Consider the following 25,497-nt stretch of genomic DNA (forward strand, 5'->3'; position numbering starts at 1 on the left):
GACTGTCCTCCACGACCACACACCGCTCCGGCGCCACACCCATCTGCTCGGCGGCATACAGGAACCCCTGAAACGCACGGCGTTTTTAGGGGCGCGGGGAACTGCGCGGCCCGCCCCCACCGGCCCGCACCCGGCATCAGTCCAGATAACCCCTGAGCTGATCCGCAAATGCGTGATCCCGCAGCTTGTTCAGAGTCTTCGACTCGATCTGCCGTATCCGCTCCCGGGTCACCCCGAAGATCCGCCCGATCTCCTCCAGCGTGCGCGGACGCCCATCAGCCAAGCCGTAACGCAGCTGCACAACCTTCCGCTCCCGCTCTCCCAGCGTCGACAGGACCGCCTCCAGGTGCTGCCTGAGGAGGATGAACGCCGCCGACTCCACGGGACTCGTCGCGTCGCCGTCCTCGATCAGGTCGCCGAGGGCGACGTCGTCCTCCTCCCCCACCGGCGCGTGCAACGACACCGGCTCCTGAGCCAGCCGTAGAACCTCGCTGACCCGCTCCGGCGCGAGGTCGAGGTGGTCGGCGACCTCCTCCGGCGTCGGCTCGTAGCCGCGCTCCTGGAGCATCCGGCGCTGGACGCGGACGACCCGGTTGATCAACTCGACGACGTGCACCGGGACGCGAATCGTGCGGGCCTGGTCGGCGAGGGCCCGGGACATGGCCTGCCGGATCCACCACGTGGCGTACGTCGAGAACTTGTAGCCCCGGGCGTAGTCGAATTTCTCAACTGCCCTGATCAGGCCGAGGTTTCCCTCCTGCACGAGGTCGAGCATGGTCAGCCCGCGCCCGACGTACCGCTTGGCGACGGACACGACGAGCCGCAGGTTCGCCTCGATCAGGCGGCGCTTGGCCATCCGGCCCATGACGACCAACTTGTCCAGGTCGAGGGCGAGTTGGCTGTCCAGGTCGACGGCGCTGCCGAGCCGTTCCTCGGCGAACAGGCCGGCCTCGACGCGGCGGGCGAGTTCGACCTCCTCGGCCGCGGTGAGGAGAGGGATGCGGCCGATCTCGCGCAGGTACTGGCGGAACAGGTCCGAGGAGGGCGCGCCGTTGTCGGCGACCCGGCTGCGGGGGCGTACGGCGGGCTCGGGGGCCTCGGCGGTCTCCACCGCTTCGGCCGTCGGTTCTTCGAGCTCGGGCGGGCTCTCCGAGTCCGCGTTTTCCGGGTGGTGCGCGGCACGGCTCTGCGGAGGGACGGTCGCGAGGACATCGGTCTCCGCGTCCGGTTCCGCGCCGTCCGTCGTGCTGGTCTCGGTCTGGTCGAGGGTCTGGGTCTGCACGGGGGCGACCTCCAGGATGATCGCTGCCAGGGGGTACGGCAGCGGTACTTCAGGGGCGGAGTGGGCGGCCTCGCCGCAATCCGTCCCGTACTCGATGAGCGGAACCGCGGGGGTGAAGGACCCGCTGGGGACGGATCGGCCGCGCTCCGAGGACTCAGGCACCGGAACCCAGTGTGGAGTACGACACATCGCCGCCACGAGGGGCGTGCGGTGACTTTTTGAGTCCGTTCCGTAACTACGCGCTCAGAGCGCTGTGGCGCCGTGCACCTGGAGTGCCTGGTCGTACTGCTGAAGAACCCACAACTCGTTCTGTACGGCGGCCAGTTCGGCCGAGTCGCCATGGCTGCCGAGGCGGGTGAGCGCGCCCTGGATGTCGTGGATCCGGCGTACTACGGCTCTTCGGCGGACGGTGACGAGCTGCTCGCCCGCGTAGTTCTCGTCGACCGTGCGGCGCAGGATGGCCTCCACGGCGAGCTCGGTGACCATCGCGCGGACCGCGTCGTCCGGTGCCGCCTCGCGGACCCGGACCAGATAGTCCTGGGCGTCCTGGAGGCCGTACTCGGCGCCGCCCGCCTCGATGATCGCCTCGCGTACGGCCGCGTAGGGCGCGGCGGTGAACTCGTCGACGCCGTACGCGTCGAAGGCCGGGGAGACCAACTCGGGGCGCTGGAGGGCGAGTTTGAGGAGTTCGCGCTCGGTGGCGAAGACCGGGTTGCGGAGGGTGAGGGCGGGGCCGCCGGTGGGACCGCGGGGGGCGGTGTCGTACTGCTGCTGGGCGCCGCCCCCTGCCGGTGCCGGGCCCTTCCCGCCGCGGTCGCGGGCCCAACGGGCCAGCTGGGCAACCCTCTTGACCACGAACTGGGTGTCGAGGATGCCGAGCATGCCGGCGAGCTGGACGGCGACCTCGTGCTGGGCGCCGCTGTTCTTGATGCGGGCGACGATGGGGGCGGCCTCGTCCAGGGCGGAGGCGCGGCCGGCGGGGGTGTCGAGGTCGTAGCGGACGACGATCTGGCGGAGCGCGAACTCGAAGAGCGGGGTGCGGGGTTGGACCAGGTCGGCGACCGCCTGGTCGCCCTTGGCGAGGCGGAGTTCGCAGGGGTCCATGTTGTCGGGCGCGATCGCGATGTACGTCTCGGCGGCGAACTTCTGGTCGTCCTCGAAGGCGCGCAGGGCCGCCTTCTGGCCGGCCGCGTCGCCGTCGAAGGTGAAGATCACGCGCGCCGAGCCGTTGTCCATCAGGAGCCTGCGGAGGATCTTGATGTGGTCGCCGCCGAAGGCCGTGCCGCAGGTCGCGATGGCCGTCGTCACTCCGGCGAGGTGGCAGGCCATGACGTCCGTGTAGCCCTCGACCACGACCGCGCGGGAGGACTTGGCGATGTCCTTCTTCGCGAGGTCGATGCCGTAGAGGACCTGGGACTTCTTGTAGATCGCGGTGTCGGGCGTGTTGAGGTACTTCGGGCCGTTGTCCGACTCGTAGAGCTTCCTCGCGCCGAAGCCGACGACCTCGCCGCCGATGTCGCGGATCGGCCACATCAAACGGCCGCGGAAGCGGTCGATGGGGCCGCGGCGGCCCTCCTGGGAGAGGCCGGAGAGAAGGATCTCCTTGTCGCTGAAGCCCTTGCCGCGGAGGTATTTGGTGAGGTGGTCCCAGCCCTGGGGGCTGTAGCCGACGGAGAAGTGCTCGGCGGCCGACTGGTCGAAGCCGCGCTCGGCGAGGAACTTGCGGCCGGTGTCCGCCTCGGGGCTGACGGCGAGCTGCTCCACGTAGAAGTCGGCGGCCACCTTGTGGGCCTCGACCAGGCGGATGCGCTCGCCGCGCTGGTTGGCGGGGTTGTACCCGCCCTCCTCGTACCGCAGCGTGATGCCGGCCTGGGCGGCCAGGCGCTCGACCGACTCCGAGAAGGTGAGGTGGTCGACCTTCATCACGAACGTGATGGTGTCGCCGCCCTCCTGGCAGCCGAAGCAGTGGAAGAGCCCCTTGCTCGGGCTGACCTGGAAGGACGGCGACTTCTCGTCGTGGAACGGGCAGAGGCCCTTGAGGTTGCCGCCGCCCGCGTTCCGCAGCTGGAGGTACTCGGACACCACGGCGTCGATCGGGACCGCGTCCCGAACCGCCTTCACGTCCTCGTCGTTGATCCGTCCAGCCACGCGTGAATTCTACGGGGCCGGACTGACACCAGTGACGACCAGAACCTCTAGACGGCCAGGCTGTCCAGTGGAACGTGTGGGTCCGCGAGGGCCTCGGTGTCCACGCGGGCCCGGGAGCGGATGAGCTGCTGGATGGGCTCTGTGACGTCCCACACATTCACATTCATCCCGGCCAGCACGCGTCCCTCCTTCAACCAGAAGGCGATGAACTCCCGCTTGCCCGCGTCTCCCCGGATCACCACTTCGTCGTAGGAGCCCGGGGGCGCCCAGCCGGAGTACTCCATACCCAAGTCGTACTGGTCGGAGAAGAAATAGGGCACGCGGTCGTAGGTGACGTCCTTGCCGAGCATCGCGCGGGCCGCCGCCGGGCCGCCGTTGAGGGCGTTGGCCCAGTGCTCCACCCGCAGCCGGGTGTCGAACAGGGCGTGGTGGAAGGCGGCCACGTCACCGGCCGCGTAGATGTCGGGGTCGGAGGTGCGCAGCCGTTCGTCGACCGCGATGCCGCCGCCGTGCGCGCGGTCGGCGAGTTCCAGTCCGGCCGCCTCGGCGAGCGCGGTGCGCGGGGCCGCGCCGATCGCCGCGAGGACGTCGTGCGCGGGGTGCTCCTCGCCGTCGTCCGTGCGGGCCGCGAGGACCATGCCGTCCTGGCCGACGATCTCGGTGAGTTTGGCGCCGAAGTGGAAACGCACGCCGTGCTCGGCGTGCAGGTCGGCGAAGAGCTGGCCCAGTTCGGGGCCGAGGACTCCGTGCAACGGTGTCTGCGAGGGTTCTACGACGGTCACCTCGGCGCCGTACTCGCGGGCCGCCGCCGCGACCTCCAGGCCGATCCAGCCGCCGCCGGCGATCACCAGATGGCCGTTGTCCCGGCCCAGGGAGGCGAGGACGCCCTTGAGGCGCTCGGCGTGCGAGAGACGGCGCAGGTGGTGGACGCCCGCGAGGTCCGTGCCCGGGATGTCGAGGCGGCGGGGCTCGGAGCCGGTGGCGATGAGCAACTTGTCGTAGTGGACAAGGGTTCCGTCGTCTCCGAAGCGGACCGTCTTCGCCGTACGGTCGATGGCGTCGACGGTCTGGCCGAGGTGCAGCTCGATGTCATTGCGCGCGTACCAGGCGGGTTCGTGGACGAAGACGCTGTCGCGCTCCTCTTTACCGAGGAGGTAGCCCTTGGACAACGGCGGACGCTCGTACGGGTGGTCGCGTTCGTCGCAGATCAGTATCACGCGGCCGGTGAAGCCCTCCGCTCGGAGCGCCTCGGCCGCCTTGGCGCCGGCCAGGCCTCCTCCGACGATGACGAATGTCTGATCCGCGTCGACCACTTGATGCCTCCTCGTAAGGGTGCCGCCATATGCGAGCGTCCCGCACGCAGGGTGATGCGGGAAGGGGGTGTGGCCCGATCAGGCCACGGAGGGTCACATTCGGGCTTGTTTCGCGTCACTGTGCCCCAGTGATGTGAGATGCGCGTGAAGAGACCGCGCCGACGCGTCGGTCAATGACGCGATCTGATCGACGATCACCCGCTTGCGGGCGCGGTCGTCGGGCGCCTCGTCGAACTGGGCGCGGAACTGCGGCTCCAGGCCGTCGGGGGCGCGTGCGGTCAGCGCCCGCGCCAGCTCGGCGACGACGATCCGCTCGTCCGCGCGGATGCGCTCCTGCTCCGCGCGCTGCATCACGTACCGGTCGGCGACCGCCTTGAGGACCGCGCATTCCAGCCGTGCCTCGTGCGGTACGACGAGTTCGGCGTCGTAGCGGGTGAGGCGGCCGGTGCCGTACCTCGCGCGCGTGGCGGCCTCGGCGGCCAGGCAGAAGCGGCCGATGAGCTGGCTGGTGGCGTCCTTGAGGCGGGCCTGCGCGACCGCCGAGCCGTCGTAGCCGTGCGGCCACCACGGTTCGTTCTGGAGCCGGTCCAGCGCCTCGGCGAGTTCTTCGGGGGCCGTGTCCGCGGGGACGTAGCGGCCGACGGCCACCTTGAAGATCTCCTGGCGTTCCGGTTCGGCGTGCAGGCAGTTGGGGTCGATGTGGCCCGCGTGCAGGCCGTCCTCGACGTCGTGCACGGAGTACGCCACGTCGTCCGACCAGTCCATGACCTGGGCCTCGAAGCACGTGCGGGTGCCGGGGGTGCCCTTGCGGACCCAGTCGAAGACGGGTCTGTCGTCCTCGTAGACGCCGAACTTGGGGGACTTGGGGGTGGTGGGGTGCGCGCCTCGCGGCCAGGGGTACTTGGTGGCGGCGTCGAGGGTGGCTCGGGTGAGGTTGAGGCCCACGCTCACCAACTCGCCGGTCCTGTCGCTCTTTACGAAGCGCTTCGGTTCGATGCGGGTGAGGAGTCTCAGGGACTGGGCGTTGCCCTCGAAGCCGCCGCAGTCGTCCGCGAATTCGTTCAGTGCCTGTTCGCCGTTGTGACCGAAGGGTGGGTGACCCAGGTCGTGGGAGAGGCAGGCGGCTTCCACGAGGTCCGGGTCGCAGCCCAGGGCCGCGCCCAGTTCTCGGCCCACCTGGGCGCATTCCAGGGAGTGGGTGAGGCGGGTGCGGGGGCTGGCGTCCCAGGCCTGGCTGCGGGTTCCCGGGGTGACCACCTGGGTTTTGCCGGCGAGGCGGCGTAGGGCGGCGGAGTGCAGTACGCGGGCGCGGTCGCGTTGGAAAGCGGTGCGGCCCGGGCGCTTGTCGGGCTCTGTTGCCCAGCGGTCGACTGATGTCGGGTCGTAGGGGTTCGGTGCTGTTGTGCCGTCCATGCTTCGACAGTAAGCGGCGGTAGTGACAATTCGGGAGTTGCGGGGCGCCTATGCGTCTGCCGGGTGCGGATTCGTTTGCGGGTGCGGGTGCGTGGGGGCTGGGCGCGCAGTTCCTCGCGCCCCTAAAAGCACACCTCCCGTAGGGACTAAGCCGACGCCAGTTCCTGTGCCGTCGTCATGGGAGTTGCCAACGCCTGGTCGTAGCGGTGGAGGACCAGCCTCGCCATCGCCGGGTGGGCTCCCAGAGGGGCCGACGCGATCCAGGGAGCCGTCTCCGCGCACTGTGTGGCGAAGCGGCCGGGGGCGGTGAAGCAGGACGCCACCGCGACCCTGTGGTGGCCTCTCGCGGCGAGGGCGCGGATCGCCGCGGCGACCGTGGGGGTCGCCGCCGAGGCGTACGCGGGGAGCACGGGGACTCCCAGACGGTCGGCGAGGAGTTGGGCCGTGTGGTTGGAGTCCAGCTTGGATTCCGGGTCCCTGGAGCCTGCCGCTGCCAGGACCACCGCGCTGCCCCGGCGGGGCTGCTCGGGCCAACCCGCCTCCACCAGGCGGTCGTACAACGTCTCCACCAGGAGGGGGTGCGCGCCCAAAGGGGGTGCCACGCGCGCGCGTGCCTGTGCCTCCGCCGCCATTTCCGGGATGTCGCGCTTCACGTGGTAGCCGCGGGCCAGGAGGAGCGGGACGAGGACGGCGTCCGTGGGGCCGAGGGCCGTGAGGGTGTCCGGGAGGCTGGGCTCGTTGAGTTCGATGTGGCCCAGGTGGACGGGGAGGCCGGGGCGCAGTTCGCCGACGCGTTCCACGAGGGCTCGTACGGTGCTCAGGGCGCGCGGGTCGCGGCTGCCGTGGGCGACCAGGACGAGCGGGGGCGGGCCGGGGCGGCGGTCGCCGTTCAGGGAGACACGGCTGAGCTGACTGGCGAGTTGGCTGCTGATCCGGTTCATGAGATGCGCCGTACTGTCGAGGGTCGTGGAGTCGTCGTGGGGAAGATGCGACGCCGTCATGGAGTGATGGTGGCGGTGGGAGGTTGCCGCCCCGTTGCACGGGAATGACGGGTTTTTTCCGGGGGTTCACGGTGGGGTCCGGGTGGTGTGTGAGGCGACGTGACCTGCGGCTTCCGGGTTCACAGTGAAGCCGGTCACACTGCGGGCGGCGAACCGGACGACGGTGCGGCGCGTCTGTGACTGTCGGAACCGAACGGGGAGGGGCCCTTCTCATGCGTCGCCTGAAACTCCACAGACCGCGCCTGCCACGCACGCGTGCCGGGTGGCGCCGGCTCGTGCAGGGGGTGGCCCTCGGGTGTGTCCTCGCGCTGCTTCCGGCGACCTGGCTGTGGCTGGCGACGGCGGACCGGCTGCGGACGCTTCAGGACGCGCCGCGTACCGATGTGGCCGTGGTCTTCGGGGCCGGGCTGTGGGACGGCGAGCCGTCGCCGTATCTCGCGCACCGGCTGGACGCGGCGGCCACGCTGTACCGGGAGGGCCGGGTGAGGGTCGTCCTGGTGACCGGTGACAACAGCCGCAAGGACTACGACGAGCCGGACGCGATGCGTGTCTACCTGGCCAAGCACGGGGTGCCCCGCGCGCGCGTGGTGACCGATTACGCCGGTTTCGACACCTGGGACTCCTGTGTCCGCGCCAAGAAGATCTTCGGCGTCGACAAGGCCGTGCTCATCAGCCAGAAGTTCCACATCCGGCGGGCGGTCGCACTCTGCGAGGCGGCGGGCGTCGACTCGTACGGCGTCGGGGTCGACGAGGCGCACAACGCGACCTGGTACTACGGCGGTACCCGCGAGGTGTTCGCGGCGGGCAAGGCGGCGCTGGACGTGGTGATCCATCCCGATCCGCAGTTCCTCGGGCCGAAGGAGAAGGGGGTCGCGCGGGCGCTGGCCTCCGGCGGCAACTGAGGTCCGTTCAGCGGTAGTTGTGCCAGTCGCCGCCCTCGATCGGTGTGCCGTGGGTGCGCAGGGCGGCGGTGACGGCGGGGGCCGCGAGGTACACCCACGCGCGTACGGCCGTGCCGTCGGCGTCGCGGGTCACCGGGCGTTCGACGCGCTCGTAGAGGTTGCGCGGGTCGCCGGGGGCGTAGTCCTCAAGTCGGTCCAGGGCGAGGAGGAGCCCAGGGTAGGACTCGGGGCGCGCGGTGACGAGTTCGCCGACGACCACCGAGCCGGGCTCCTCGAAGGCGTACGGGTAGCCGGGGCCTTCGTAGAGGACGGCGCCGTGCAGGCGTCCCGGCTCCTCCGACTCCGTGTGGCCGCGCAGGAAGATGTCGTGGTTGGGCTCGCCGGGGCGGAGGGTGCCGTAGACGAAGAAGGGGAGGGGGGTCGTCATCACTCTCATTCGACGCCGAGGATTCCCGGGAATCCGCCTACAACCATCGGCGGACCACGCGGGTCTTCTGCTGTGAACCGTGAGGATTTTCGATTCGCGTGGGTCAGGAGTCCTGCAACTCCCGAGCCCCAGAGCTGATATGGACTGACATGTCTACGTATGCCGGGGCGACGGAGCGGGTGCTCATCCCGCCCCAGAGCCGAAAAGCACCAAGACACGCCTCCCTCAGTTTACAGCAAAGGCCTTCATTGCAGCGGCGGTTGTACGCCATCGACGGAATGCGGCTGCTCGCCGCCCTGTTCGTGGCCGCGCACCACTACGCCGGCACCCGACGGGTCGACCAGCCGGGCAACTCGATCTGGGGCCGGCCGGTGTCCGAGATCATGCCGACGGTGTTCCGGTTCTCGGCCTACGGCTGGATCGGCGTCGAGATGTTCTTCGTGATCAGCGGCTTCGTGATCTGCATGTCCTGCTGGGGCCGTACCCCACGGCAGTTCTTCACCTCGCGGGTGATCCGGCTCTATCCGGCGTACTGGTTCGCCATCGTCTTCACCACCTGCGTCCTGGTGACTCTGCCCGGTGTGTGGGGGCGGCAGACGCTGCGGACGATCCTGCTCAACTTCACGATGCTGCAAGCCGGTTCGGGTGTCCCGAACGTCGACGGCGTGTACTGGACCCTCTGGTCGGAGCTGCGTTTCTACCTGCTCTTCATGGCCGTCGTCGTCACCGGCCTGACCTACCGCAAGGTCGTCCTCTTCTGCTGCTTCTGGGGCGCCGCCGCGATGATCGCCCCGGCCGCGGGGTTCCGGCCGCTGACCCTGGCGATCAATCCGGACGGCGCCTGGTACTTCATCGCCGGCCTGGCGCTGTACCTCATGTACCGCTTCGGCCAGGACATGTTGCTGTGGGGCATCCTCGGACTGGCCTCGCTGATGGGCCAGTTGGAACTCGGACACCGGATCGACTCCGTCGAGCACGTCTCCAGCTGGCGCGCGAGCATCGTCCTCTTCACCGTGTTCATCCTGGTGATGGCAGCCATCGCGCTCGGCGCGACCGACCGCATCCGCTGGAAGTGGCTCACCACGGCCGGAGCGATGACGTATCCGTTCTATCTGCTGCACTACGCGGCCGGTACGACGGTCATCAACCGTTTCCACGACACCATGGACCCCCGGCTGCTGGTCGCCTCCGTCATCTCCGGTTTCCTGGTGCTGAGTTGGCTCGTCCACCGGCTGGTGGAGCGGCCCGTGGCCCGGCTGCTGAAGGGCGGTCTCGACACGTCGTTCGCGCGGCTGCGCAACTCGGCGAACAGCCCCTGAGCCCTGAGACCCAGGTCACATTCGTCCATGTCACAGGAGCCCGGGCCGTCTCGTCTCGTGGGTGTAGCCACTGACGACGACAGCCCACGGAGGGCATCATGGACGCACGACTGAACTTCTTCGCCAGCCCGACCGCCGGCAAGGCCGCCAAGCAGTTCATGGCGGTCGGCAGGTCGCTCAAGCAGTCCGAACTGCCGGTACTGACGCAGGAGTTGGTGGCGTTGCGGGTCAGCCAGATCAACGGCTGCGCCGTCTGCATCGACATGCACAGCAAGGAGGCCGCGGTCGCCGACGAGACCCCGGTCCGGCTGAACCTGCTCGCGGCCTGGCGCGAGGCCACGGTCTTCACCGAGGCCGAACGGGCCGCGCTGGCACTGGCGGAGGAGGGGACCCGGGTCGCGGACGCGGCCGGCGGGGTGAGCGACGAGGTGTGGGCGCACGCGGCCAAGCACTACGACGACGAGCAGCTCACCTCGCTGGTCATCCTGATCTCCTTCATGAACTCGGTGAACCGGCTGAACATCATCACCCGACAGCCGTGCGCGGGCGACTACAAGCCCGGCGTCCTCGGCTGAACCGCTCCCGCACCGACCAGGACAAGGAGATCCCCGCGTGAGCGAGACCGACCGGAAGGCCCAGGAGTTCGAGGAGCTGCGACCGCTGCTGTTCTCGATCGCCTATCGGATCCTGGGCAGTGTGGGCGAGGCCGAGGACGCGGTGCAGGAGACCTGGCTGCGCTACGACGGCACGACGACCCGGCCCACCTCGACCAAGTCGTTCCTGTCGGCCACGGTCACGCGGATCTCCATCGACGTCCTGCGTTCGGCGCGGGTACGGCGGGAGGAGTACGTCGGGCCCTGGTTCCCGGAGCCGCTGCTGAGCGACCCGTACCAGGATCCGGCGCGGTCGGTGGAGCTCGCCGACTCGGTGTCGATGGCGGCGCTCCTGCTGCTGGAGCAACTCAGCCCGCTGGAGCGGGCGGTGTTCGTGCTGCGGGAGGTGTTCGCCTTCGGCTTCGACGAGATCGCCACGACGGTCGACCGTTCGGAGTCGGCATGCCGGCAGCTGCTGGTGCGGGCGCGGCGGCACATGGCGGACAAGCGGCCCCGGTTCGCCGCGGACCGGCAGGAGCGGCAGGAGCTGGCGACCCGGTTCTTCGACGCGCTGAAGGACGGTGACGTGGGCGGACTGCGTGAACTGCTCGCCGCCGACGTGCAGTTCGTCGGGGACGGCGGCGGAAAGGCCCCGCAGCTGGCCAAGGCCGTCATGGGCGCGGAGAACGTGGCCCGGGTGCTCGGTACGGTCTTCCCCTGGCTGATCCGGATCGATGTGTCGTTCGAGCCGCACGAGGTCAACGGCCAGCCCGGCGCGGTCTTCCGGGACCGCGACGGCAAGGTGCTCCACGCCCTGGCCATCGACGTGCTCGACGGCCAGATCCAGACCATCCGCGCGGTGATCAACCCCGACAAGCTCACCCACCTCGGCCCGGTCGCCGACGCCTGGGCCGTCGACCGTGAGCTGAGGCGGGCCCGACGGGGCTGATCCGCCGGTCACTCCGGCCCGCCCGCCAGGTCGGCCGTCTCCAGGTACACCTCGGCCAGCACCTGCAACTCGGTACCGTCCGCGGTGAGTTGCTCGCCCGGTCGCAGCCGTCCGGTCAGGTCGTCCGGACGGCCCGGGACCGTCACGGTGCGCGCGACTGTCTCCTCTCCACCCCCCAACGCCCACCACTCCCCCGCGAGTTGGGCGGTCAGTACCTGGTCGAAGTCCGGTGGGCCGGTGAGGACATGGGCCAGGTAGAGCTGTTCGCGGCCGAAGAGGACGTACCGGAGGGTGCGGGGTTCGGCGGCCGGGTGGCCGACGTACACCGTCTCCTCGATCGTGACGCTCACCTCCCCCAGCGGCTCGCCGTCCCTTCCGAAGCGGCCGAAGTACAGGTCGGCCGTACAAGTGGCGCCCGGTTCCAGGTCCTTGAGGAGGAGGGTGCGCGGGCGGGCGGTGAACAGGGCCGACGTGCCGTAGCGCTTGCGGGCCGTGCGGTAGGTGTCCGTGTCCAGGGTCACCCGCAGGACGGCCTGGAAGTCGTGGGGTGCGGTGAACGTGGGCATGTGGACTGCGTAGATGGTGTCCGTGCCGAGCAACAGCAGTCCGTGGAGGGCGAGTTCGGGGCTCGGGCTCACCATGTCAGGGCCGGGTCCGGGTCCGGGCTCTTCGGGAGCTGTCTGCACACGAACCCGGCGAGGAACACGTCCTCCGGTGCGGTGACGGTGCTCTGCGCCGCCGAGCCGGTCTCCTGGTAGGCCACCCAGCGCAGTTGGAGGTCGTAGCCGTACTGGACGACCAGCACCTTGGCGAAGCGGCCCTCCGTCGTGCGGACGGCGAACACGTCCCCGCTGACGAGTTGGTTGCCCGGGTTCGGGCTGCCGTTGAGGGGTGTGGTGGCGTAGGTGAGGGCCGACAGGCGGTGGCCGTCGAAGGCGTCGTAGTCGACCTGGCCGAGGTTGACGATTCCGGCGCGGGAGCTGGGGACCAACTGGGCGCTCGTCTCCGTCATCCACTCCCACCAGAGGTCGGCGGTGTTCATGTCGCCGCCCGCGATGCCGTTGTCGAGGTCCAGGGTCCAGGTGCCGTGGAGGGTGGTCTCGCCGGGGGTCTCGGTGTAGCCGGTGGCCTGGCGGATCAGTTCGATGTTGCGGGCCAGGGCTACCGATTCGACGTAGGACGGGCAGCGGCCGTGCGGTGGGGTGGCGCCGTCGCTGAGCGGGGTGACGCCCGCCGAGAGGCGCCAGGCGCGGGAGCCGAAGAGTTCCATCGGCGGGTCCAGCCAGGGGCGGACGACGGAGACGACCCGGTACTCGAAGGCGAGGGAGAAGACCGAGTCGTCGGTGGCGCGGTCGCCGAAGGCCGACTTGAGTTCCGTCGGCGCCTGGGCGGCCAGGGTGCGGAACACCGGCTCCGGGAGGACGACTCTCGACCAGGGGTCGTCCAGGGCGCCGTCGGGTGAGTAGTAAGTGGGCGCGAAACGCGTGCCGTTGGGGGCGGTCGTGTACTGGTCGGGGAGGTTGGGGTTGAAGGTGTCGCGGTGTCTTTTCCAGATGCCGGAGGGGGCCTTGGAGGCGAGTTCGGAGGTCTCGCGCAGGGCGTCCTCGACCTCAGCCTTGTGGCCCGCGGTCTGCCAGGCGTCCATGGCGTCGTCCCTGGCCTGGCGGAGCCGCGGTTCGTCGACGTGGGTCCAGTGGTCGCGTGCCGCCGGGTCGGCCGACATGGCCGCCGCCTGCTCCGCCTGGTGGTAGTCCGTGTCGGCCTGGAGCCAGGCCTGGCGTGCCGTGCGGTAGTCGCGCAGAGCGGGCGAGGGGACGAACACGCCGTCGGGGCCGGTGTCGTAGAGGTAGTCAACCGCCGTGTCGTAGCGCTGGTGTTCCTCGGGGGTGAGGGTGGAGCGGGCCAGGTCGGCGCCGAGCACCTCGCCGTAGACGCTCCACAGGTGGGTGGTGGCCGGGGGTGACCAGACGGGCTGGGTGGGGATGCGGTTGACGAGTTCGCAGAACTCGGACCAGACCGTGGCCCGGGCCGTGTCCAGGGCGCCGCCGAAGCGGAACGTGCTGTCCTGGTGGACGACCGGTGTCACCGGTACGCCGACCAGGTGATCGGGGTCGGTGAGCAGGTTCCGGAAGTAGGCGCCCAGGCCGAACATGGCGGCCGCGTCCACGGGGGACGCGGCCCACACCGTCTCGGTATCGCTCATAACTGGCCGCCGCCCTATACCAGTTGGTCGGGGTCGAGGCCGTCGAGCAGGTCGGGGGTCTTGCCCAGCAGGTGGTTGACGAAGCCGACGATCTGCATGCCGGGGACGGTGATGGTGGCACCGTCGTTCTCGGAGTGGAAGTGCTGGTCCGACTCGGAGTGGCTGTAGCTGCCCCGGACGGTGAACGGGCCCCAGCCGACACTGGCGTTGACCGACACGGAACTCTGGTGGGTCTGCAACGCCTGCGCCAGCGAGGCGGAGTGGATGGTGAGGTTCCTGATGAACAGGGCCTGGAGCGGATAGCCGATGAAGCGGCCCTGGGGCGGGTTGCCGCCGTCGGACGGCATCTCGTCGTAGTTCCAGCCCTGCCCCTTCCTCAGGTCCCAGCCGCGGTTCTCCAGGAACTCCGGGTAGAACCAGGGCCGTACGACCTGCACCTGGGCCATCTCGAAGGACATCGAGAAGTCGTCGACCTGGTAGTTCTCGCTGTAGTCCTGGGAGTTGGACGTCACGCCCGCATTCGCGCTCCACAGACCGAAGTTGAGGCCTCCGCCCGCCGACCAGGACGTGGTCTCGTAGTGGCTGTGGGAGTCCACCATCTGGTGGTACATCGAGTACGCGGTCCAGCCGCTGGAGGTGGCGAAGTCACCGGGGACGACGGTCGTGTAGTAGAAGGACTGGCCCGGGCCCAGCGCGTTGGTGTTGGCCTCCTCGTAGAAGCGCTCCAGGTTGCGCTTCCACAGCAGCATCGACTTCTCGGTGGTCTGGTCGATGTAGGCGTTGATCTCCTCGACCTCGTTGCGGTACCCGCTCGACGTCCAGTCGTCCATCGCGGCGGCCACCTGCATCGAGTACAGCTGCGCGTTGGCCGCCCAGTCCGCGACCGCCTGCTTGCCGGACTCTCCTACGGCGGCCTGCGCGGCGATCCGCTTGTTGTTGTACGCCAGGGCGGCCGTGACGTACGCCTGCATGCACGCCTTGTAGGCCTTGAGCATGGGGCTGTCCTCGGTGACCTGCTTCTCCTGCTCGGTGACGATGTCCTTCACCGTGCGGGTCACTCTCAACAGGCCCCGGAACCGGTCGAGTTTGGCCTTCTGGTCGTCGGTGAGCTGGTCGTCGACGACCTTGGAGAACTTGAGGATCTGGCCGTAGATCTCGCTCAGCCGGGCACCGCTCGCGTTGCGCCACACCCCGTCCTGGCGGCCCGAGGAGTACGCCGACGTCACGTCCGGGATGAAGTCGATCAGCGAGGAGAAGTTGTACGCCTGCTGGAGCAGGAGCTTGTCCTCCGCCGCCGTGGCGCCGGTGCCGATGCCCTGCGCGGCGAACGCGAAGTCCGCCTCCTGGTACGGCAGTCCGGGCATGCACCAGGTGATGAAGCTGGACTTGGCCGGCGGGACGCTGCCGTCGCCGCCGGTGAGCACGTTGTACATCTGGTCGCGGAACGTCCGCCCCAGATCCCCCAGTTGGTATCCCATGCCCCCGTCCTGCCCGGGTCATATGACACCTATACGGCAGCTTGCGGGCATTCACCCGGATCAGTGAATCATCGGCTATCTCAGGTGGCGATCTCAGGTGGAGGCCTCGATGTTCCGCATGACGGACGCGAGGGAGTCGTAGTAGTTCGTGGCGGTCGCGTAGCCCGCGTCCGCGACCGCCCGGGCGAAGGCGTACGGGTCGTCGGTGTGGTCGAACGCGGGGGCGTAACGGGCGTTGTTCCGCAGGTAGTCGCCGTGGGCCGTGAAGGACTCCTCGGGGCTGGCGTAGACGCGGAACCAGTCGCGGACGACGTACAGGTACTTGCCGTCGGGGCGCTGGGTCACCGAGATCACCTCGGGGAACTGCACGTCGGGCCGGTCCAACACCTCCTGGGTCCTGAGCAGTTGACGGGTCTCCAGCGGGTCGGTCGCCTTCGCCTTGATGCCGAAGAAGTTGTTGCCGGGCGCGGCCGTGCCCCAGCCGGACTCCAGGGCCGCCTGGCCGAGCGTGACCAGGGCGGGCACTCCGGTCGCCGTCTCACTGGCGGTGGCGAACTCGCCGTAGGACTGCCGGAATTGGGCCGCCTTGCTCGAACTCGGGGGTGCGGTGGGCGCGTTGGACCAGATCGCGTCGTAGGGGCCGGTGAGGCCGGGCCACTGGTCGGCGGTGGTGAGCGGGTAGCCGTCCTGCTGTCTCTCGGTGTGCCAGTCGATGGCCGTGTACTCGGTGCCCTTGAAGAAGTACGCGCGTCCGTTGCCGGGGTTGAGCGCGCCGTCGATGCCCTCGCCGATCCAGTCGGCGGCGACTCCGGTCCAGCCGTCGGCGATGAGCCTGGGGTAGCCGGGGTCCTGACGGTCGGCGGCGATGTCGTAGCGGACGTACTGGGGGCCGCTGAAGAAGTAGAGCTTTCCGTCGGCCCAGTTCATGGCCGCGTCGACGGTGTCGAAGGAGAGGCCGGTCCAGTTGTCGCGGATCGGTAGCGGGTAGCCGTCGTCGACGGTCTGGGTGGCGAACGGGATCCGGACGTACTCCGTGCCCCGGAACACGTAGAGGTGGGCCTGGCCCAGGTCGACGGCCGCGTCGATGCCGTCCTCCCAGCCGGGCGGCAACCCGCCCCAGGCCGTGCCGAGTTGCCAGTCCCGCGCCGGGTCGGCCGCGTCCGCGTCGAGGTCGTACGTGGACACGCCGGCCCCGACGGTGAAGTACGCCTTGTCCACACTCATGCCGGGATGCATGCTCCGCCGGGGCCGTTCTCATGGCACGGGACGCGTTCCCGTTCGGGTGAATCAGGGCGTGATTCACGTGGCGTCACCGAGGTGGCATGCCGTTTTCAGTGATCGTTTGAGGCGTTGAACCGACCGACGTGCCCGTTTTCCGGCACGTCCCTCGCAAGAACCTTGGGAGTAGTCATGCGTATGCGTTCCGCCCTGACCACGTCCGTCCTCGCCGTCGGCATCCTGCTCGGCGGTGCCGGTGCCGCCCTCGCCCACGGCGACGACAACGGGGTCGTCCAGGGCACCGGCTCTCAGGGCTCCGGGCACACCGAGAACACCATGTTCGCCGGGGTCATCGACCACGTCGGTCCCGTCTACTCCTCGACCAGCAAGACCGACCACGAGTGGGACCGCGGTACGTTCCAGGGCATCTTCGGTTACTGACACGTCCACCCGGCGCCGGTCCGGGTAGCGCGTCGGGCCATCAGTGACGGTGCGGAGGGGGCGGCCGACCTGTGTCGGCCGCCCCCTTCTCGCTGTCCGCGCTCAGCCGCCGCCTAGCGCGGTCAGCGGTCGCGCCTCCCGTGCCTCCTTCAACGCCCGCCCCCACCACACGAGTTGGTCGAGCATCACCTTCGCCGCCGCGTCCGGGCCCGAGGGGTCCTTGAGGAGGCCGCGGTCGTCGAAGGACGCGCCCGCGTTGTGGAAGGAGACGGTGTCGCGGACCGTGACGGCGTGCAGTTCGGCGAAGACCTGGCGGAGGTGTTCCACCGCGCGCAGACCGCCCGCGAGGCCGCCGTAGGAGACGAGGGCGACGGGCTTGGCGCGCCACTCCGTGTAGTGCCAGTCGATGAGGTTCTTGAGGCCGGCCGGGAAGGAGTGGTTGTACTCGGGGGTGAGGACGACGAAGGCGTCGGCCGAGGACAGTTTCGGGGAGATGCCGGCGAGGGCGGCGGTCGCCTCCGGGGAGGGGGCGAGGGTCGTGGGCAGGTGGGCCGTGTCAGCCACGTCGACGACCTGGAGGGTGAGGTCGGCGCGGTCGGCGACGTGGGTGAGGAGCCAGTCGGCGACTACCGGGCCGAAGCGGCCGTGGCGGTTGCTGCCGATGACGACGGTCACGGTCAGAGGAGCGGTGTCGGTGTCCATGCGGGCAGCCTGATACCTCAACCATTCTTGAGGTCAAGTCCCGGGTCTGACCAGTCGTCACCCGTTCACACGCTCGGCGTGCGCTCTTCGGGTACTCCTTCGGGACGAGGTCGTCGTACCCCTATGACCTGCTGAAACAGCGGCTGGACGGGCCGCTCCGGTCTCTTCCTGACACCCATTCACCACACTTCTGACGCGCGCTCAGGAAGCGGGCTCGGCCCGGTGCCACTTACCTCGGAAGGGCAGCCAACCACAGCTCGGAGGAGCACCGATGCGTCGTACGGCCCGTCTGTTGACCGGTACCGCGCTCGCCGTCGCCGCCGCGGGTCTCGCGACCGCACCGGCGTACGGCGGCGAGACCGGCAGCCTGGAGGTGTTCCCGTCGAGCGCCGTGCCGGGCGGCGACGTCACGGTGAACACGGCCGCGTGCGGCGACGGCGGTACGGCGGCCGGGGACGCCAGCGCGGTGGGCGCCGGCACGTTCACGCTGGCGCCGAGCACGCACGAGGACGACGCCATCGGGCAGTTCAAGGTGCCGCCGAGCGCGCAGCCGGGGACGTACGAGATCGTCGCGAAGTGCACGGACGGCCGGGAGGTATCCGGCGATCTGATGGTGACGCTGGCCTCGACGCGGCAGCAGGTGCAGCCGCGCGGCAGTGTGAAGACGGGGGTCGGTGGCGCCTTGGGCCCCGATCCCGTGCAGACCGCGGCCGGTGTGGCGGCTCTCGCCGTCGCCGCCGCGGGCGGTACCTGGCTCCTGCATCGCCGGGCGAGAGGCGACGGGATCTGACGGACACCCTCCGCTGTCCGTCCGCCGGTACCGCAAGCCCCTCCCCCTCCGGGTCCGACGCCCCTCGTGACCCGGAGGGGGCGCGGGGCAGGCCCTGGTCACTGGAGAGGGGTGCGTGATGCGTCGTCGTGGATTCGGCAATACCGCGATAGGGGCCGTGACGGCGGTCGCGCTCTGCACGGGTGCGTGGCTGCTGACCAGTGGCGGGGAGTCGAACGCGCCGCCGCAGCCGTCCGCCGCCGAGGCCCGGCCCGACCCGGCCGTCGAGCGCGCCGCGGCCCGTGCGCTGCCGCCGTCGCCGCCGGACCGCATCCGGATCCCGGCCATCCATGTGGACGCCCCGCTGATGGGCCTCAAGCTGACGGGCAACGGGAGCCTGGACGTGCCCCCGGCCGCGAGGAAGAACCTCGCAGGCTGGTATGAGTCCGGCACCACGCCCGGTGAGACCGGGACGTCGATCGTCGCGGGCCATGTCGACAACGCCGACGGGCCCGCCGTCTTCTACGACCTCGGCGCCCTGAAGAAGGGCAACACCATCGAACTGGACCGGCTGGACGGCACCGTCGCGCTCTTCACGGTGGACGCGGTCGAGGTGTACCAGGCCAGCCGCTTCCCCGATCAGAAGGTCTACGGGGCCGCACGGCGGCCGGAGTTGCGGGTGATCACGTGCGGGGGCGGTTACTCGCGGTCGACGGGATATCAGGGGAACGTCGTCGTGTTCGCGCATCTGACGGGCAGTCACTAGCCCGCCAAGTCCGGTTACGGGACGCCGAGTTCGAAGAGGGCGTAGCCCGCGTACGAGCCCGACGCCAGGGCCGCCGTCCCCAGCAGTGTGAACAGGTGGGCGAGGCTGAGGCGGCGCAGTGCGGCGGCGAGCGGGAGGAAGAGGGGGAAGAGCGGGAGCAGATAGCGGGAGACGTTGCTGAAGATCTGCTGGCTGCCCAGGACGAGCGCGACAGTGAGGACCGTGTAGACGATCAGTACGGCAGGCGGGCGCAGCCGGAGCAGCAGTGGGAGCAGGGCGAAGCCGAGCAGGACCACACAGACGCCGATCAGGTCCGCGAAGGGCCAGGCGAAGAGGTAGCTGGTCTTGCCGACCGGGATGGACGTGAGGACGTCGAGGGTCTGCTCGCCGTAGTCCCACTTGTGGGCCCAGGCACCGGACTGGAGCTTGAAGTAGCCGCCGTAGTCGCCCATTTGGTGGCCCACCCAGCCGAGATAGGCGAGCAGGCCGAGTGGTGCCAAGGCCATCGCGGCCAGCGGGCGGACGATGCCGTCGCGGCGGTCGCGGAGTGCGAGCAGGGCCGCGAGGGCGACCGCGGCGATCAGTGCCGCCGCCGTGGGGCGGTTGAGTCCGGCGGCGCAGGTGAGGAGGCCGGCGGTGAGCCAGCGGCGGGTGAGGACGGCGTGGCAGGCCCAGGCGGCCAGCGCGACGAAGAGGGAGTCGGAGTAGACCGCCCACTCGACGCCGGAGCCGGGCCATACGGCCCAGAGTCCCGCGGCGGCCAACCCGGCCCGGCTGTCGAGGAGTTGGGCGGCGACGGCGTATATCCCGAGGGCGGCGGCGAAGGAGGCGAGCACGGAGACCACCAGGCCGGCGCCGTAGGAACCGAGGCCGGTGAGTTCGGAGGTCAGGCGGATCAGCGCCGGGTAGAGGGGGAAGAAGGCGGCCGAGTTGCCTTCGAGGGTGATCATGCCGGTGGCGCCGGGGATGCGGACCAGTTCGGGGTGGTAGCCGTGGACGGCGATCTGCTGGTACCACCAGCCGTCCCAGGTGGCCAGTACGTCCCAGGGGTGGGCGCCGCCGCCGAAGCGCGGGTTCCTGGTGCGGTAGTTCCCGGCGGAGTCCAGCAGCCACATGAAGGAGCCGAAGCCGATGAGCTTCAGGGCGCCGTAGAAGGCGAGTGCGGGGGTGTGGTGCTTGATGGTCTGTTTGATCGTCTGCTTGACGGTCCGGCGCAGTCGTTGCCGCTTGCCGTCCGTGGGGGCGGGCCGCTGCTCCGGCAGTCTCGCGTTCCAGCCGCTTACCGGGGTGATGGTCTCGTTCACGCGCTGAACACCCACGCCCGCAGGAGGAGGAACCGCAGCACGGTCGCGGTCAGGTTGGCCGTCAGGAGTACGGCGAGATCGGTGGCGTGGGAGGCCGAGGGTGCCGCGTGGTGCAGGGCCGCGAGGGAGCCGCTGGTGAGCGCCAGGCCGATCAGGAAGACCACGAGTCCCTTGCCGTGATGGCACAGCACGCCGCCACGTCCTCGGTGTCCGAAGGTGAGACGTCTGTTCGCGGCCGTGTTGGCGAGGGCGCAGAACAGGAGCGCGAGCGCGTTGGCGACCTGGACACCGAGTGCCGGGCTCAGGGCCGCGTAGAGCAGGAGATGGCCGAGGGTGCTGGTCGCGCCGATGGCGGCGAAGCGGGCGAGTTGGGCGGCGGGTCCGGGCTGCGCCCCCGTGAGCTGGGCGGCCGGTTCAGTTGGCGTGTTGGTGTCGGCGTCGGGGGCGGCTGGGGCCGGGGCGAGTCGTGGTGCGGATGGTGACAGGGTGCCGCGGGCCAGTGATCCGGCGATTCTGGCGATTCCGCGTAGGTCGGCGAGCGCGGTGGCGAGGATGTCGACGCGGCTGTCCGGGTCGTCGACCCAGTCGACCGGGACCTCGTGGATGCGCAGTCCGGCCCGTTCGGCGATCACCAGCAGTTCGGTGTCGAAGAACCATCCGGTGTCCTCGACCAGGGGCAGCAGCACCTCGGCGACATCGCGTCGTACGGCCTTGAATCCGCACTGCGCGTCGGAGAAGCCGACGGCGAGGGTGGAACGGAGGAGGGCGTTGTAGCAGCGGGAGGTGACCTCGCGTTTGGGGCCGCGCACGACCCGGGAGCCGGGGGCGAGGCGGGTGCCGATGGCCAGGTCGGAGTGGCCGGAGATCAGCGGGGCGACGAGGGGCAGCAGTGCGGCCAGTTCGGTGGAGAGGTCGACGTCCACGTACGCGAGTACCGGCGCGGGCGACTGCGACCAGGCGGCGCGCAGTGCCCGGCCCCGGCCCTTCTCGGGCAGCCGCAGCCACTCCGTTCCGGGCAGTTCGGCGGCCAGGCGGGCGGCGATGCGCGGGGTGCGGTCCGTGCTGGCGTTGTCGGCGACGGTGATCCGGAACGGGTACGGGAACGCCTCGGAGAGGTGCGCGTGGAGGCGCCGTACGTTCGGCTCCAGATCCGTTTCCTCGTTGAACACCGGGACGACGACGTCCAGGACGGGGCCGGGGTGATGGGTCGGTACCGGTGTGCGTCGCGGGAGCCGGCTGATCACGTCCGTCGGCCTGAGCGACTCGTGATTCATCATGGTTTGCCCTTTCTGTGCACTGGTTCCGGGCATGCCGAAGGCACCAGTGGCGGGGGTGGGTTCAGGATCCGGAGCCGGGCGAGACGGTGAGCAGCGTGGTGAAGGACGACGGCGTGCTCTGGTTCAGGTTCTGCGCGGTCGCCGTCTCCGTGGGTGTGGAGGTGGTGGTGGGCGGTGTCGTAACTCCCGTGTTCTCGCCCGTGGTTGCCGTGGCCGTGGCCGAACTCCCGGTCGTGGCGGGCGCCGTGGGAGTGTCCGAGGGCGTGCTGCCGGGGTCGGCCAGGGAGGTCGTGGCGGACGAGGTGGGCGGAGCGGTCGGGGTCGCCCCGGGTGTCGGGGTCGAGCCGGTGGATGTCGGACTTGTCGCGGGCCTCGGGTGGGGCTCGGCGGGCTGGACCTTGGTCGGACCGGCGGGCAGCAGGAGCAGCCCGATGCCGATACCGACGACGGCCAGGGCGGAGCCGACGGTCCTGCGCACCACCCTGGCCCGGCGACGGACACGTACTCCCTCATGGAGACGTGCACGGTGTCGCGGCTCGAAGGGGGCGGGCTCGTGCGTGTCGCGCATCATCCGTGCCAACTGCCGTTCGAATGGATCCATTTGATCCATGGGGTCCTCCTTCACCGCGTCGGCTCGATGGCGTCGGTCAGGATCTGCCGCAGCCGCGCCACGCCACGGGAGGCGTGGGAGCGCGCGGTGCCCACCGGGCATCCGAGCGCCTCCGCGACCTGGCCCTCGGGCAGGTCCTGGTAGTAGCGCAGCACCACGGCCGCGCGCTGGTTCGGCGACAGTTGGGCGAGCGCGGCCTCCAGCCGGGACCGCTCCGCCACGTCGGCGGACACGTCCCCGGCGATCGCCTCCTCGGGCAGCCGCTCGACGGGGCGTTCACCCCACCAGCGCCGTCGGCCCGAGCGCGCCGCCGCGCGGACCATCACCTTGCGGACGTATGCCTCCGGCGCGTCCTGGGAGACCTTCGGCCAGACGAACCAGAGCTTGACCAAGGACTCCTGCGCCAGATCCTCGGCCCGATGCCGGTCACCTCCGACCAGCAGACGCGCGAGATGGAGGAGTACCGACCAGCGGGCCGCCACGAACTCCTCGAACTCACCCGCCTGCCCCTGCTCGATGCGCACTGTCTCCGCTCCCACTGGTTGCCTACACCGGGTAAAAGGCGGTGGGGCACCGGCTGCGCTGCACTTGGGGGGCGTGATCTGGATCACGGGGCGTGTGCGGCGGACTCCGGGACAGGATGGCCAGGTGATCGACTACGACGACGAGGCCCGGGACTACGACCTGTCCCGAGGCGGTGAGCCCAGAGCGCGGGCCGCGGCGGACGCGGTGGAGCTGCTGCTGCCGCAAGGGCCTTGCGTGATCCTGGACATCGCGTGCGGCACGGGCATCGTGACCGAGAGACTGCTGCGGCCGGAGCGGACGGTGGTGGGCGTCGACCGTTCGCCCGGGATGCTGAGCCTTACCGGGCGGCGGATTCCGGGAGGTGTCGTGCGCGGCGACGCCACGCGGCTGCCCTTCGCGCCTGACGCGGTGGACGCCGTCGTGATCGTGTGGCTGCTGCATCTGCTGCCGGACCCCGCACCGGTGCTGGCCGAGGCGGCCCGGGTGCTGCGGCCCGGCGGGGTGCTGATCACCACCGTCGACAAGGACGACGCGTATTTCGTCGAGGACAGTGACATCGCCCGGGTCACGGCGGACTCGCGGCGCCGCTACGCACCCCGCGTACCCGACCGTGCCGCCCTGGTACTCGGTCGGGCGGCCGAGCTGGGGCTGGGGTTCGCGGGCCGGACGGTGTTCCCCGGGACGGGGCAGGGCCGCGGCCCGCGCAGGTGGCGCGAGGTGATCGAAGCGGGGCACATCCCCTGGGCCACGCACGCGACCCCGGACCAGGTGACCGACATGTGCCGACGGCTCGCCGCGCTGCCGGACCAGGACGTGGCCCGCCCGGACCCGCTGTACCGTCTCATCGCCTTGAAAGCGTGACCTTGCGCCAAGTGGGCTTGTTCTTGGCCGAGTTCAGCGCCCGTTCTCCAGGTATCGGAGTACCGCCAGCACCCGTCGGTTCCCCGTCTCCGACGGTGACAGACCGAGCTTGGTGAAGATGTTGGCGACATGCTTCTCGACCGCGCGCTCGGAGACGGTGAACGCGGTGGCGATCGCGTGGTTGGTGCGGCCCTCCGCCATCAGGGCGAGGACCTCGCGTTCGCGTGGGGTGAGGGTGTCGAGGGCGGTGGATCGGCGGGCGGCGCCGAAGAGTTGGGCGACGACCTCGGGATCGAGCGCGGTGCCGCCCGCGGCGACACGTTCCAGCGCGCCGACGAACTCACCGATGTCCACGACCCGTTCCTTGAGGAGATACCCGAACCCGGCCGGATTGCCGAGGAGTTGGGCCGCGTGGGCCGTCTCGACGTACTGCGAGAACAGCAGCACGCCCGTCGCGGGGTACCGCTCCCGCAGCCGTACGGCCGCCCGTACGCCCTCGTCGGTCTGGGTGGGCGGGAGGCGGATGTCGACGACGGCCACGTCCGGGGCGTGGTCCGCGACCGCGGTCAGCAGCGCCTCCGCGTCGCCGACCGCCGCGGCCACCTCCACGCCCCGCAACTGGAGCAACTGGACCAGGCCGTCGCGCAGGAGGGCCGAGTCCTCGGCGATGACGACGCGCATACGGCACGGCTCCGTTCACGTGTGGGGGACTTCGACCGTGACCACCGTAGGGCCTCCGCGCGGGCTGTCGCAGGTCAGTGTGCCGTCGACGGTACGGACCCGGGCCAGCAGGCCGGTGAGTCCCGACCCGGCGCCGAGCCTCGCGCCGCCCTGTCCGTCGTCGGTGACGCGCAGCCGCAGGACGCCGTCGCGGGCGGTGACGTCGACGGCGGCGGCCGTGGCCCGGGCGTGTTTCGTCGCGTTGGCGAGGAGTTCGGCGGCGCAGAAGTAGGCGATGGTCTCGACGGCCGGGGTGGGGCGGCTGCCGATGTCGGTGGTGACGGTGACGGGGAGCGCGCTGTCGGCGGCGAGGGTGGTGAGCGCGGCGCGCAGACCTTCGTCGAGTACGGGCGGATGGATGCCCTTGACCAGGTGGCGCAGGTCGGTGATGGCCTGGGTGGCGTTGCCCCGGGCGGTGTCCACGACGGCCAGCACGCGGTCGGACGCGGCCTCGGCGGTGACCAGTTCGCGGATCATGGTGAGCTGCATGGCCAGGGAGACCAGCCGGGCCTGGGTGCCGTCGTGCAGATCGCGTTCGATACGGCGGAGGGTGGCGGCGGCGTCGTCGACGGCTCGGGCGCGGGTCTCCTCCAGGGTGCGGATCCGGCGGGTCGCGGCGTCGGGGCCGAGCAGCACGGTCAGCAGGGCGCGCTGCGGACCGAGGGCGTAACGGAAAAGTACGGGAGCGAGGGCCAGCAACAGCAGTCCGGCCGCGAACGGGATCAACCACCGTGGCCAGGAGTCGAGTTGGAAGCCGAAGAACTCCAGTGACACGCGGTGCGTGGAGCCGTCGGTGCCGCTGTGCACCGTGTTGTAGTTCCAGCGTTTGAGCAGCGGGTGCAGGGTGAGCAGGACGCCGTAGACGTATCCGGCGACGACCGCCGCGTACGCGAAGACGGCCGTGAACGGGGTCAGCAGCGCGCAGCCGACCGCCCGCCAGCCCGCCCGGTCCAGCAGGACGCCCCGCCGCCAGCCGAGGATCCCGCTGCCACCGGGTGCGCCCGGCGGTTCGATCTCCAGTCCGAGCAGTCGCCGCACGAGCCCCCGTTGCAGCGCGCCGAGCGCCAGCGCGCCCCGCACGGTGACGGCCAGCAGCCACAGCCCGAGCGTGGTCACCGACAGCGCCCCGCCGAACACCAGCCCGACGAGGGTGAGGAAGCAGCCGGCCAGGGCGAGCGGAAGGGCGATCACTCCGTAGAGGACGGCGGCCAGGGCGCGACGGCCGAAGGTGGCGACGGCGAGCGTGCGGAGGCGGGAGCGGAGGCTCGGCATGGGA

The 25,497-nt window shown here is 70.3% G+C and carries 25 protein-coding genes; 8 read left to right on the forward strand and 17 right to left on the reverse strand.

Annotation, left to right across the window (positions count from 1 at the left end):
* Positions 1-136 precede the first annotated feature (136 nt).
* The 5 genes from ACWIHT_RS37865 to ACWIHT_RS37885 all read right to left on the reverse strand — a co-directional run bounded on the left by ACWIHT_RS37865 (position 137) and on the right by ACWIHT_RS37885 (position 7,157).
* Positions 137-1,444, reverse strand: a complete 1,308-nt coding sequence (locus tag ACWIHT_RS37865; protein WP_456173012.1) for an RNA polymerase sigma factor — start codon at positions 1,442-1,444, stop codon at positions 137-139.
* Positions 1,445-1,525: 81 nt separating this feature from the next.
* A complete protein-coding gene (gene dnaG, locus ACWIHT_RS37870; RefSeq protein ID WP_456173014.1) occupies positions 1,526-3,430 on the reverse strand; it encodes a DNA primase in 1,905 nt (634 codons plus the stop codon).
* 47 nt (positions 3,431-3,477) lie between these two features.
* Entirely contained in the window at positions 3,478-4,743 is a 1,266-nt protein-coding gene (locus ACWIHT_RS37875) for an NAD(P)/FAD-dependent oxidoreductase (protein WP_456173015.1), read from the reverse strand.
* A gap of 93 nt (positions 4,744-4,836) precedes the next feature.
* Positions 4,837-6,156, reverse strand: coding sequence for a deoxyguanosinetriphosphate triphosphohydrolase (locus ACWIHT_RS37880; RefSeq protein WP_456173017.1), 1,320 nt, complete (start codon positions 6,154-6,156; stop codon positions 4,837-4,839).
* 146 nt (positions 6,157-6,302) lie between these two features.
* Positions 6,303-7,157, reverse strand: coding sequence for a sirohydrochlorin chelatase (locus tag ACWIHT_RS37885; RefSeq protein WP_456173018.1), 855 nt, complete (start codon positions 7,155-7,157; stop codon positions 6,303-6,305).
* Between the two features lie 212 nt (positions 7,158-7,369).
* Here ACWIHT_RS37885 and ACWIHT_RS37890 point away from each other — a divergent pair, with 212 nt between their 5' ends.
* Positions 7,370-8,059, forward strand: coding sequence for a SanA/YdcF family protein (locus ACWIHT_RS37890; RefSeq protein ID WP_456173020.1), 690 nt, complete (start codon positions 7,370-7,372; stop codon positions 8,057-8,059).
* 7 nt (positions 8,060-8,066) lie between these two features.
* Here ACWIHT_RS37890 and ACWIHT_RS37895 read toward each other — a convergent pair whose 3' ends face one another.
* Positions 8,067-8,495, reverse strand: a complete 429-nt coding sequence (locus tag ACWIHT_RS37895) for a gamma-glutamylcyclotransferase family protein (protein WP_456173021.1) — start codon at positions 8,493-8,495, stop codon at positions 8,067-8,069.
* Positions 8,496-8,734: 239 nt separating this feature from the next.
* On the opposite strand from ACWIHT_RS37895, the gene ACWIHT_RS37900 reads away from it, so the two are divergent.
* The 3 genes from ACWIHT_RS37900 to ACWIHT_RS37910 all read left to right on the forward strand — a co-directional run bounded on the left by ACWIHT_RS37900 (position 8,735) and on the right by ACWIHT_RS37910 (position 11,347).
* A complete protein-coding gene (locus ACWIHT_RS37900) occupies positions 8,735-9,805 on the forward strand; it encodes an acyltransferase family protein (protein WP_456173023.1) in 1,071 nt (356 codons plus the stop codon).
* Positions 9,806-9,903: 98 nt separating this feature from the next.
* Positions 9,904-10,380 carry a carboxymuconolactone decarboxylase family protein gene (locus ACWIHT_RS37905; RefSeq protein WP_456173024.1) on the forward strand — a complete coding sequence of 159 codons (477 nt, stop codon included), beginning with the start codon at positions 9,904-9,906 and terminating at the stop codon, positions 10,378-10,380.
* A gap of 37 nt (positions 10,381-10,417) precedes the next feature.
* Positions 10,418-11,347, forward strand: a complete 930-nt coding sequence (locus tag ACWIHT_RS37910; RefSeq protein WP_456173025.1) for an RNA polymerase sigma-70 factor — start codon at positions 10,418-10,420, stop codon at positions 11,345-11,347.
* Between the two features lie 8 nt (positions 11,348-11,355).
* Here ACWIHT_RS37910 and ACWIHT_RS37915 read toward each other — a convergent pair whose 3' ends face one another.
* From ACWIHT_RS37915 to ACWIHT_RS37930, 4 genes are all read right to left on the reverse strand, one after another.
* Positions 11,356-11,988, reverse strand: a complete 633-nt coding sequence (locus tag ACWIHT_RS37915; RefSeq protein ID WP_456173027.1) for a hypothetical protein — start codon at positions 11,986-11,988, stop codon at positions 11,356-11,358.
* Positions 11,982-13,550, reverse strand: coding sequence for a hypothetical protein (locus ACWIHT_RS37920; RefSeq protein ID WP_456173028.1), 1,569 nt, complete (start codon positions 13,548-13,550; stop codon positions 11,982-11,984). Before ACWIHT_RS37920 ends, ACWIHT_RS37915 begins: the two co-directional genes overlap by 7 nt.
* A 14-nt stretch (positions 13,551-13,564) precedes the next feature.
* Entirely contained in the window at positions 13,565-15,028 is a 1,464-nt protein-coding gene (locus tag ACWIHT_RS37925) for a hypothetical protein (RefSeq protein ID WP_456173029.1), read from the reverse strand.
* Positions 15,029-15,121: 93 nt separating this feature from the next.
* Entirely contained in the window at positions 15,122-16,252 is a 1,131-nt protein-coding gene (locus ACWIHT_RS37930; RefSeq protein WP_456173031.1) for a hemopexin repeat-containing protein, read from the reverse strand.
* Positions 16,253-16,438: 186 nt separating this feature from the next.
* Between ACWIHT_RS37930 and ACWIHT_RS37935 the strand changes: the two genes are divergently transcribed.
* The gene (locus tag ACWIHT_RS37935; RefSeq protein ID WP_234469286.1) at positions 16,439-16,687 is read left to right on the forward strand and encodes a hypothetical protein; all 249 of its coding nucleotides are present in this window, start codon (positions 16,439-16,441) and stop codon (positions 16,685-16,687) included.
* A 102-nt stretch (positions 16,688-16,789) separates the two neighbouring features.
* On the opposite strand, the gene ACWIHT_RS37940 is transcribed toward ACWIHT_RS37935, so the two are convergent.
* Entirely contained in the window at positions 16,790-17,389 is a 600-nt protein-coding gene (locus tag ACWIHT_RS37940) for an NADPH-dependent FMN reductase (RefSeq protein WP_456173032.1), read from the reverse strand.
* A gap of 271 nt (positions 17,390-17,660) precedes the next feature.
* On the opposite strand from ACWIHT_RS37940, the gene ACWIHT_RS37945 reads away from it, so the two are divergent.
* On the forward strand, positions 17,661-18,179 hold the full coding sequence (locus tag ACWIHT_RS37945) for a hypothetical protein (protein WP_456173033.1): 519 nt from the start codon (positions 17,661-17,663) through the stop codon (positions 18,177-18,179).
* Between the two features lie 118 nt (positions 18,180-18,297).
* Positions 18,298-18,924 carry a class F sortase gene (locus ACWIHT_RS37950; protein WP_456173034.1) on the forward strand — a complete coding sequence of 209 codons (627 nt, stop codon included), beginning with the start codon at positions 18,298-18,300 and terminating at the stop codon, positions 18,922-18,924.
* A 14-nt stretch (positions 18,925-18,938) separates the two neighbouring features.
* Here the strand turns inward: ACWIHT_RS37950 and ACWIHT_RS37955 are convergent, their stop codons facing one another.
* From ACWIHT_RS37955 to ACWIHT_RS37970, 4 genes are all read right to left on the reverse strand, one after another.
* Positions 18,939-20,141: a glycosyltransferase family 39 protein gene (locus tag ACWIHT_RS37955; RefSeq protein ID WP_456173181.1), complete on the reverse strand. Its 1,203-nt coding sequence runs from the start codon at positions 20,139-20,141 to the stop codon at positions 18,939-18,941.
* 83 nt (positions 20,142-20,224) lie between these two features.
* Positions 20,225-21,505, reverse strand: coding sequence for a glycosyltransferase (locus ACWIHT_RS37960; protein WP_456173035.1), 1,281 nt, complete (start codon positions 21,503-21,505; stop codon positions 20,225-20,227).
* A gap of 61 nt (positions 21,506-21,566) precedes the next feature.
* A complete protein-coding gene (locus ACWIHT_RS37965) occupies positions 21,567-22,115 on the reverse strand; it encodes a hypothetical protein (RefSeq protein WP_456173036.1) in 549 nt (182 codons plus the stop codon).
* A gap of 11 nt (positions 22,116-22,126) precedes the next feature.
* Positions 22,127-22,633, reverse strand: a complete 507-nt coding sequence (locus ACWIHT_RS37970; RefSeq protein WP_456173182.1) for a SigE family RNA polymerase sigma factor — start codon at positions 22,631-22,633, stop codon at positions 22,127-22,129.
* Between the two features lie 130 nt (positions 22,634-22,763).
* Here ACWIHT_RS37970 and ACWIHT_RS37975 point away from each other — a divergent pair, with 130 nt between their 5' ends.
* On the forward strand, positions 22,764-23,501 hold the full coding sequence (locus tag ACWIHT_RS37975; RefSeq protein WP_456173037.1) for a class I SAM-dependent methyltransferase: 738 nt from the start codon (positions 22,764-22,766) through the stop codon (positions 23,499-23,501).
* 33 nt (positions 23,502-23,534) lie between these two features.
* Here ACWIHT_RS37975 and ACWIHT_RS37980 read toward each other — a convergent pair whose 3' ends face one another.
* Together ACWIHT_RS37980 and ACWIHT_RS37985 are read right to left on the reverse strand one after the other, a co-directional pair.
* Positions 23,535-24,182: a response regulator transcription factor gene (locus tag ACWIHT_RS37980; RefSeq protein ID WP_456173039.1), complete on the reverse strand. Its 648-nt coding sequence runs from the start codon at positions 24,180-24,182 to the stop codon at positions 23,535-23,537.
* Between the two features lie 15 nt (positions 24,183-24,197).
* Positions 24,198-25,493: a sensor histidine kinase gene (locus ACWIHT_RS37985; protein ID WP_456173040.1), complete on the reverse strand. Its 1,296-nt coding sequence runs from the start codon at positions 25,491-25,493 to the stop codon at positions 24,198-24,200.
* Positions 25,494-25,497 lie beyond the last annotated feature (4 nt).

The sequence above is a fragment of the Streptomyces sp. NPDC002276 genome (assembly GCF_053891435.1).

What these genes read in the sequence shown, in the direction of transcription:
- ACWIHT_RS37880 (WP_456173017.1), bottom strand. Translation starts at nt 6,156, where the DNA reads ATGGACGGCACAACAGCACCGAACCCCTACGACCCGACATCAGTCGAC.
- ACWIHT_RS37885 (WP_456173018.1), bottom strand. Translation starts at nt 7,157, where the DNA reads ATGACGGCGTCGCATCTTCCCCACGACGACTCCACGACCCTCGACAGT.
- ACWIHT_RS37890 (WP_456173020.1), top strand. Translation starts at nt 7,370, where the DNA reads ATGCGTCGCCTGAAACTCCACAGACCGCGCCTGCCACGCACGCGTGCC.
- ACWIHT_RS37895 (WP_456173021.1), bottom strand. Translation starts at nt 8,495, where the DNA reads ATGAGAGTGATGACGACCCCCCTCCCCTTCTTCGTCTACGGCACCCTC.
- ACWIHT_RS37905 (WP_456173024.1), top strand. Translation starts at nt 9,904, where the DNA reads ATGGACGCACGACTGAACTTCTTCGCCAGCCCGACCGCCGGCAAGGCC.
- ACWIHT_RS37915 (WP_456173027.1), bottom strand. Translation starts at nt 11,988, where the DNA reads ATGGTGAGCCCGAGCCCCGAACTCGCCCTCCACGGACTGCTGTTGCTC.
- ACWIHT_RS37920 (WP_456173028.1), bottom strand. Translation starts at nt 13,550, where the DNA reads ATGAGCGATACCGAGACGGTGTGGGCCGCGTCCCCCGTGGACGCGGCC.
- ACWIHT_RS37925 (WP_456173029.1), bottom strand. Translation starts at nt 15,028, where the DNA reads ATGGGATACCAACTGGGGGATCTGGGGCGGACGTTCCGCGACCAGATG.
- ACWIHT_RS37930 (WP_456173031.1), bottom strand. Translation starts at nt 16,252, where the DNA reads ATGAGTGTGGACAAGGCGTACTTCACCGTCGGGGCCGGCGTGTCCACG.
- ACWIHT_RS37935 (WP_234469286.1), top strand. Translation starts at nt 16,439, where the DNA reads ATGCGTATGCGTTCCGCCCTGACCACGTCCGTCCTCGCCGTCGGCATC.
- ACWIHT_RS37940 (WP_456173032.1), bottom strand. Translation starts at nt 17,389, where the DNA reads ATGGACACCGACACCGCTCCTCTGACCGTGACCGTCGTCATCGGCAGC.
- ACWIHT_RS37945 (WP_456173033.1), top strand. Translation starts at nt 17,661, where the DNA reads ATGCGTCGTACGGCCCGTCTGTTGACCGGTACCGCGCTCGCCGTCGCC.
- ACWIHT_RS37950 (WP_456173034.1), top strand. Translation starts at nt 18,298, where the DNA reads ATGCGTCGTCGTGGATTCGGCAATACCGCGATAGGGGCCGTGACGGCG.
- ACWIHT_RS37960 (WP_456173035.1), bottom strand. Translation starts at nt 21,505, where the DNA reads ATGATGAATCACGAGTCGCTCAGGCCGACGGACGTGATCAGCCGGCTC.
- ACWIHT_RS37965 (WP_456173036.1), bottom strand. Translation starts at nt 22,115, where the DNA reads ATGGATCAAATGGATCCATTCGAACGGCAGTTGGCACGGATGATGCGC.
- ACWIHT_RS37980 (WP_456173039.1), bottom strand. Translation starts at nt 24,182, where the DNA reads ATGCGCGTCGTCATCGCCGAGGACTCGGCCCTCCTGCGCGACGGCCTG.
- ACWIHT_RS37985 (WP_456173040.1), bottom strand. Translation starts at nt 25,493, where the DNA reads ATGCCGAGCCTCCGCTCCCGCCTCCGCACGCTCGCCGTCGCCACCTTC.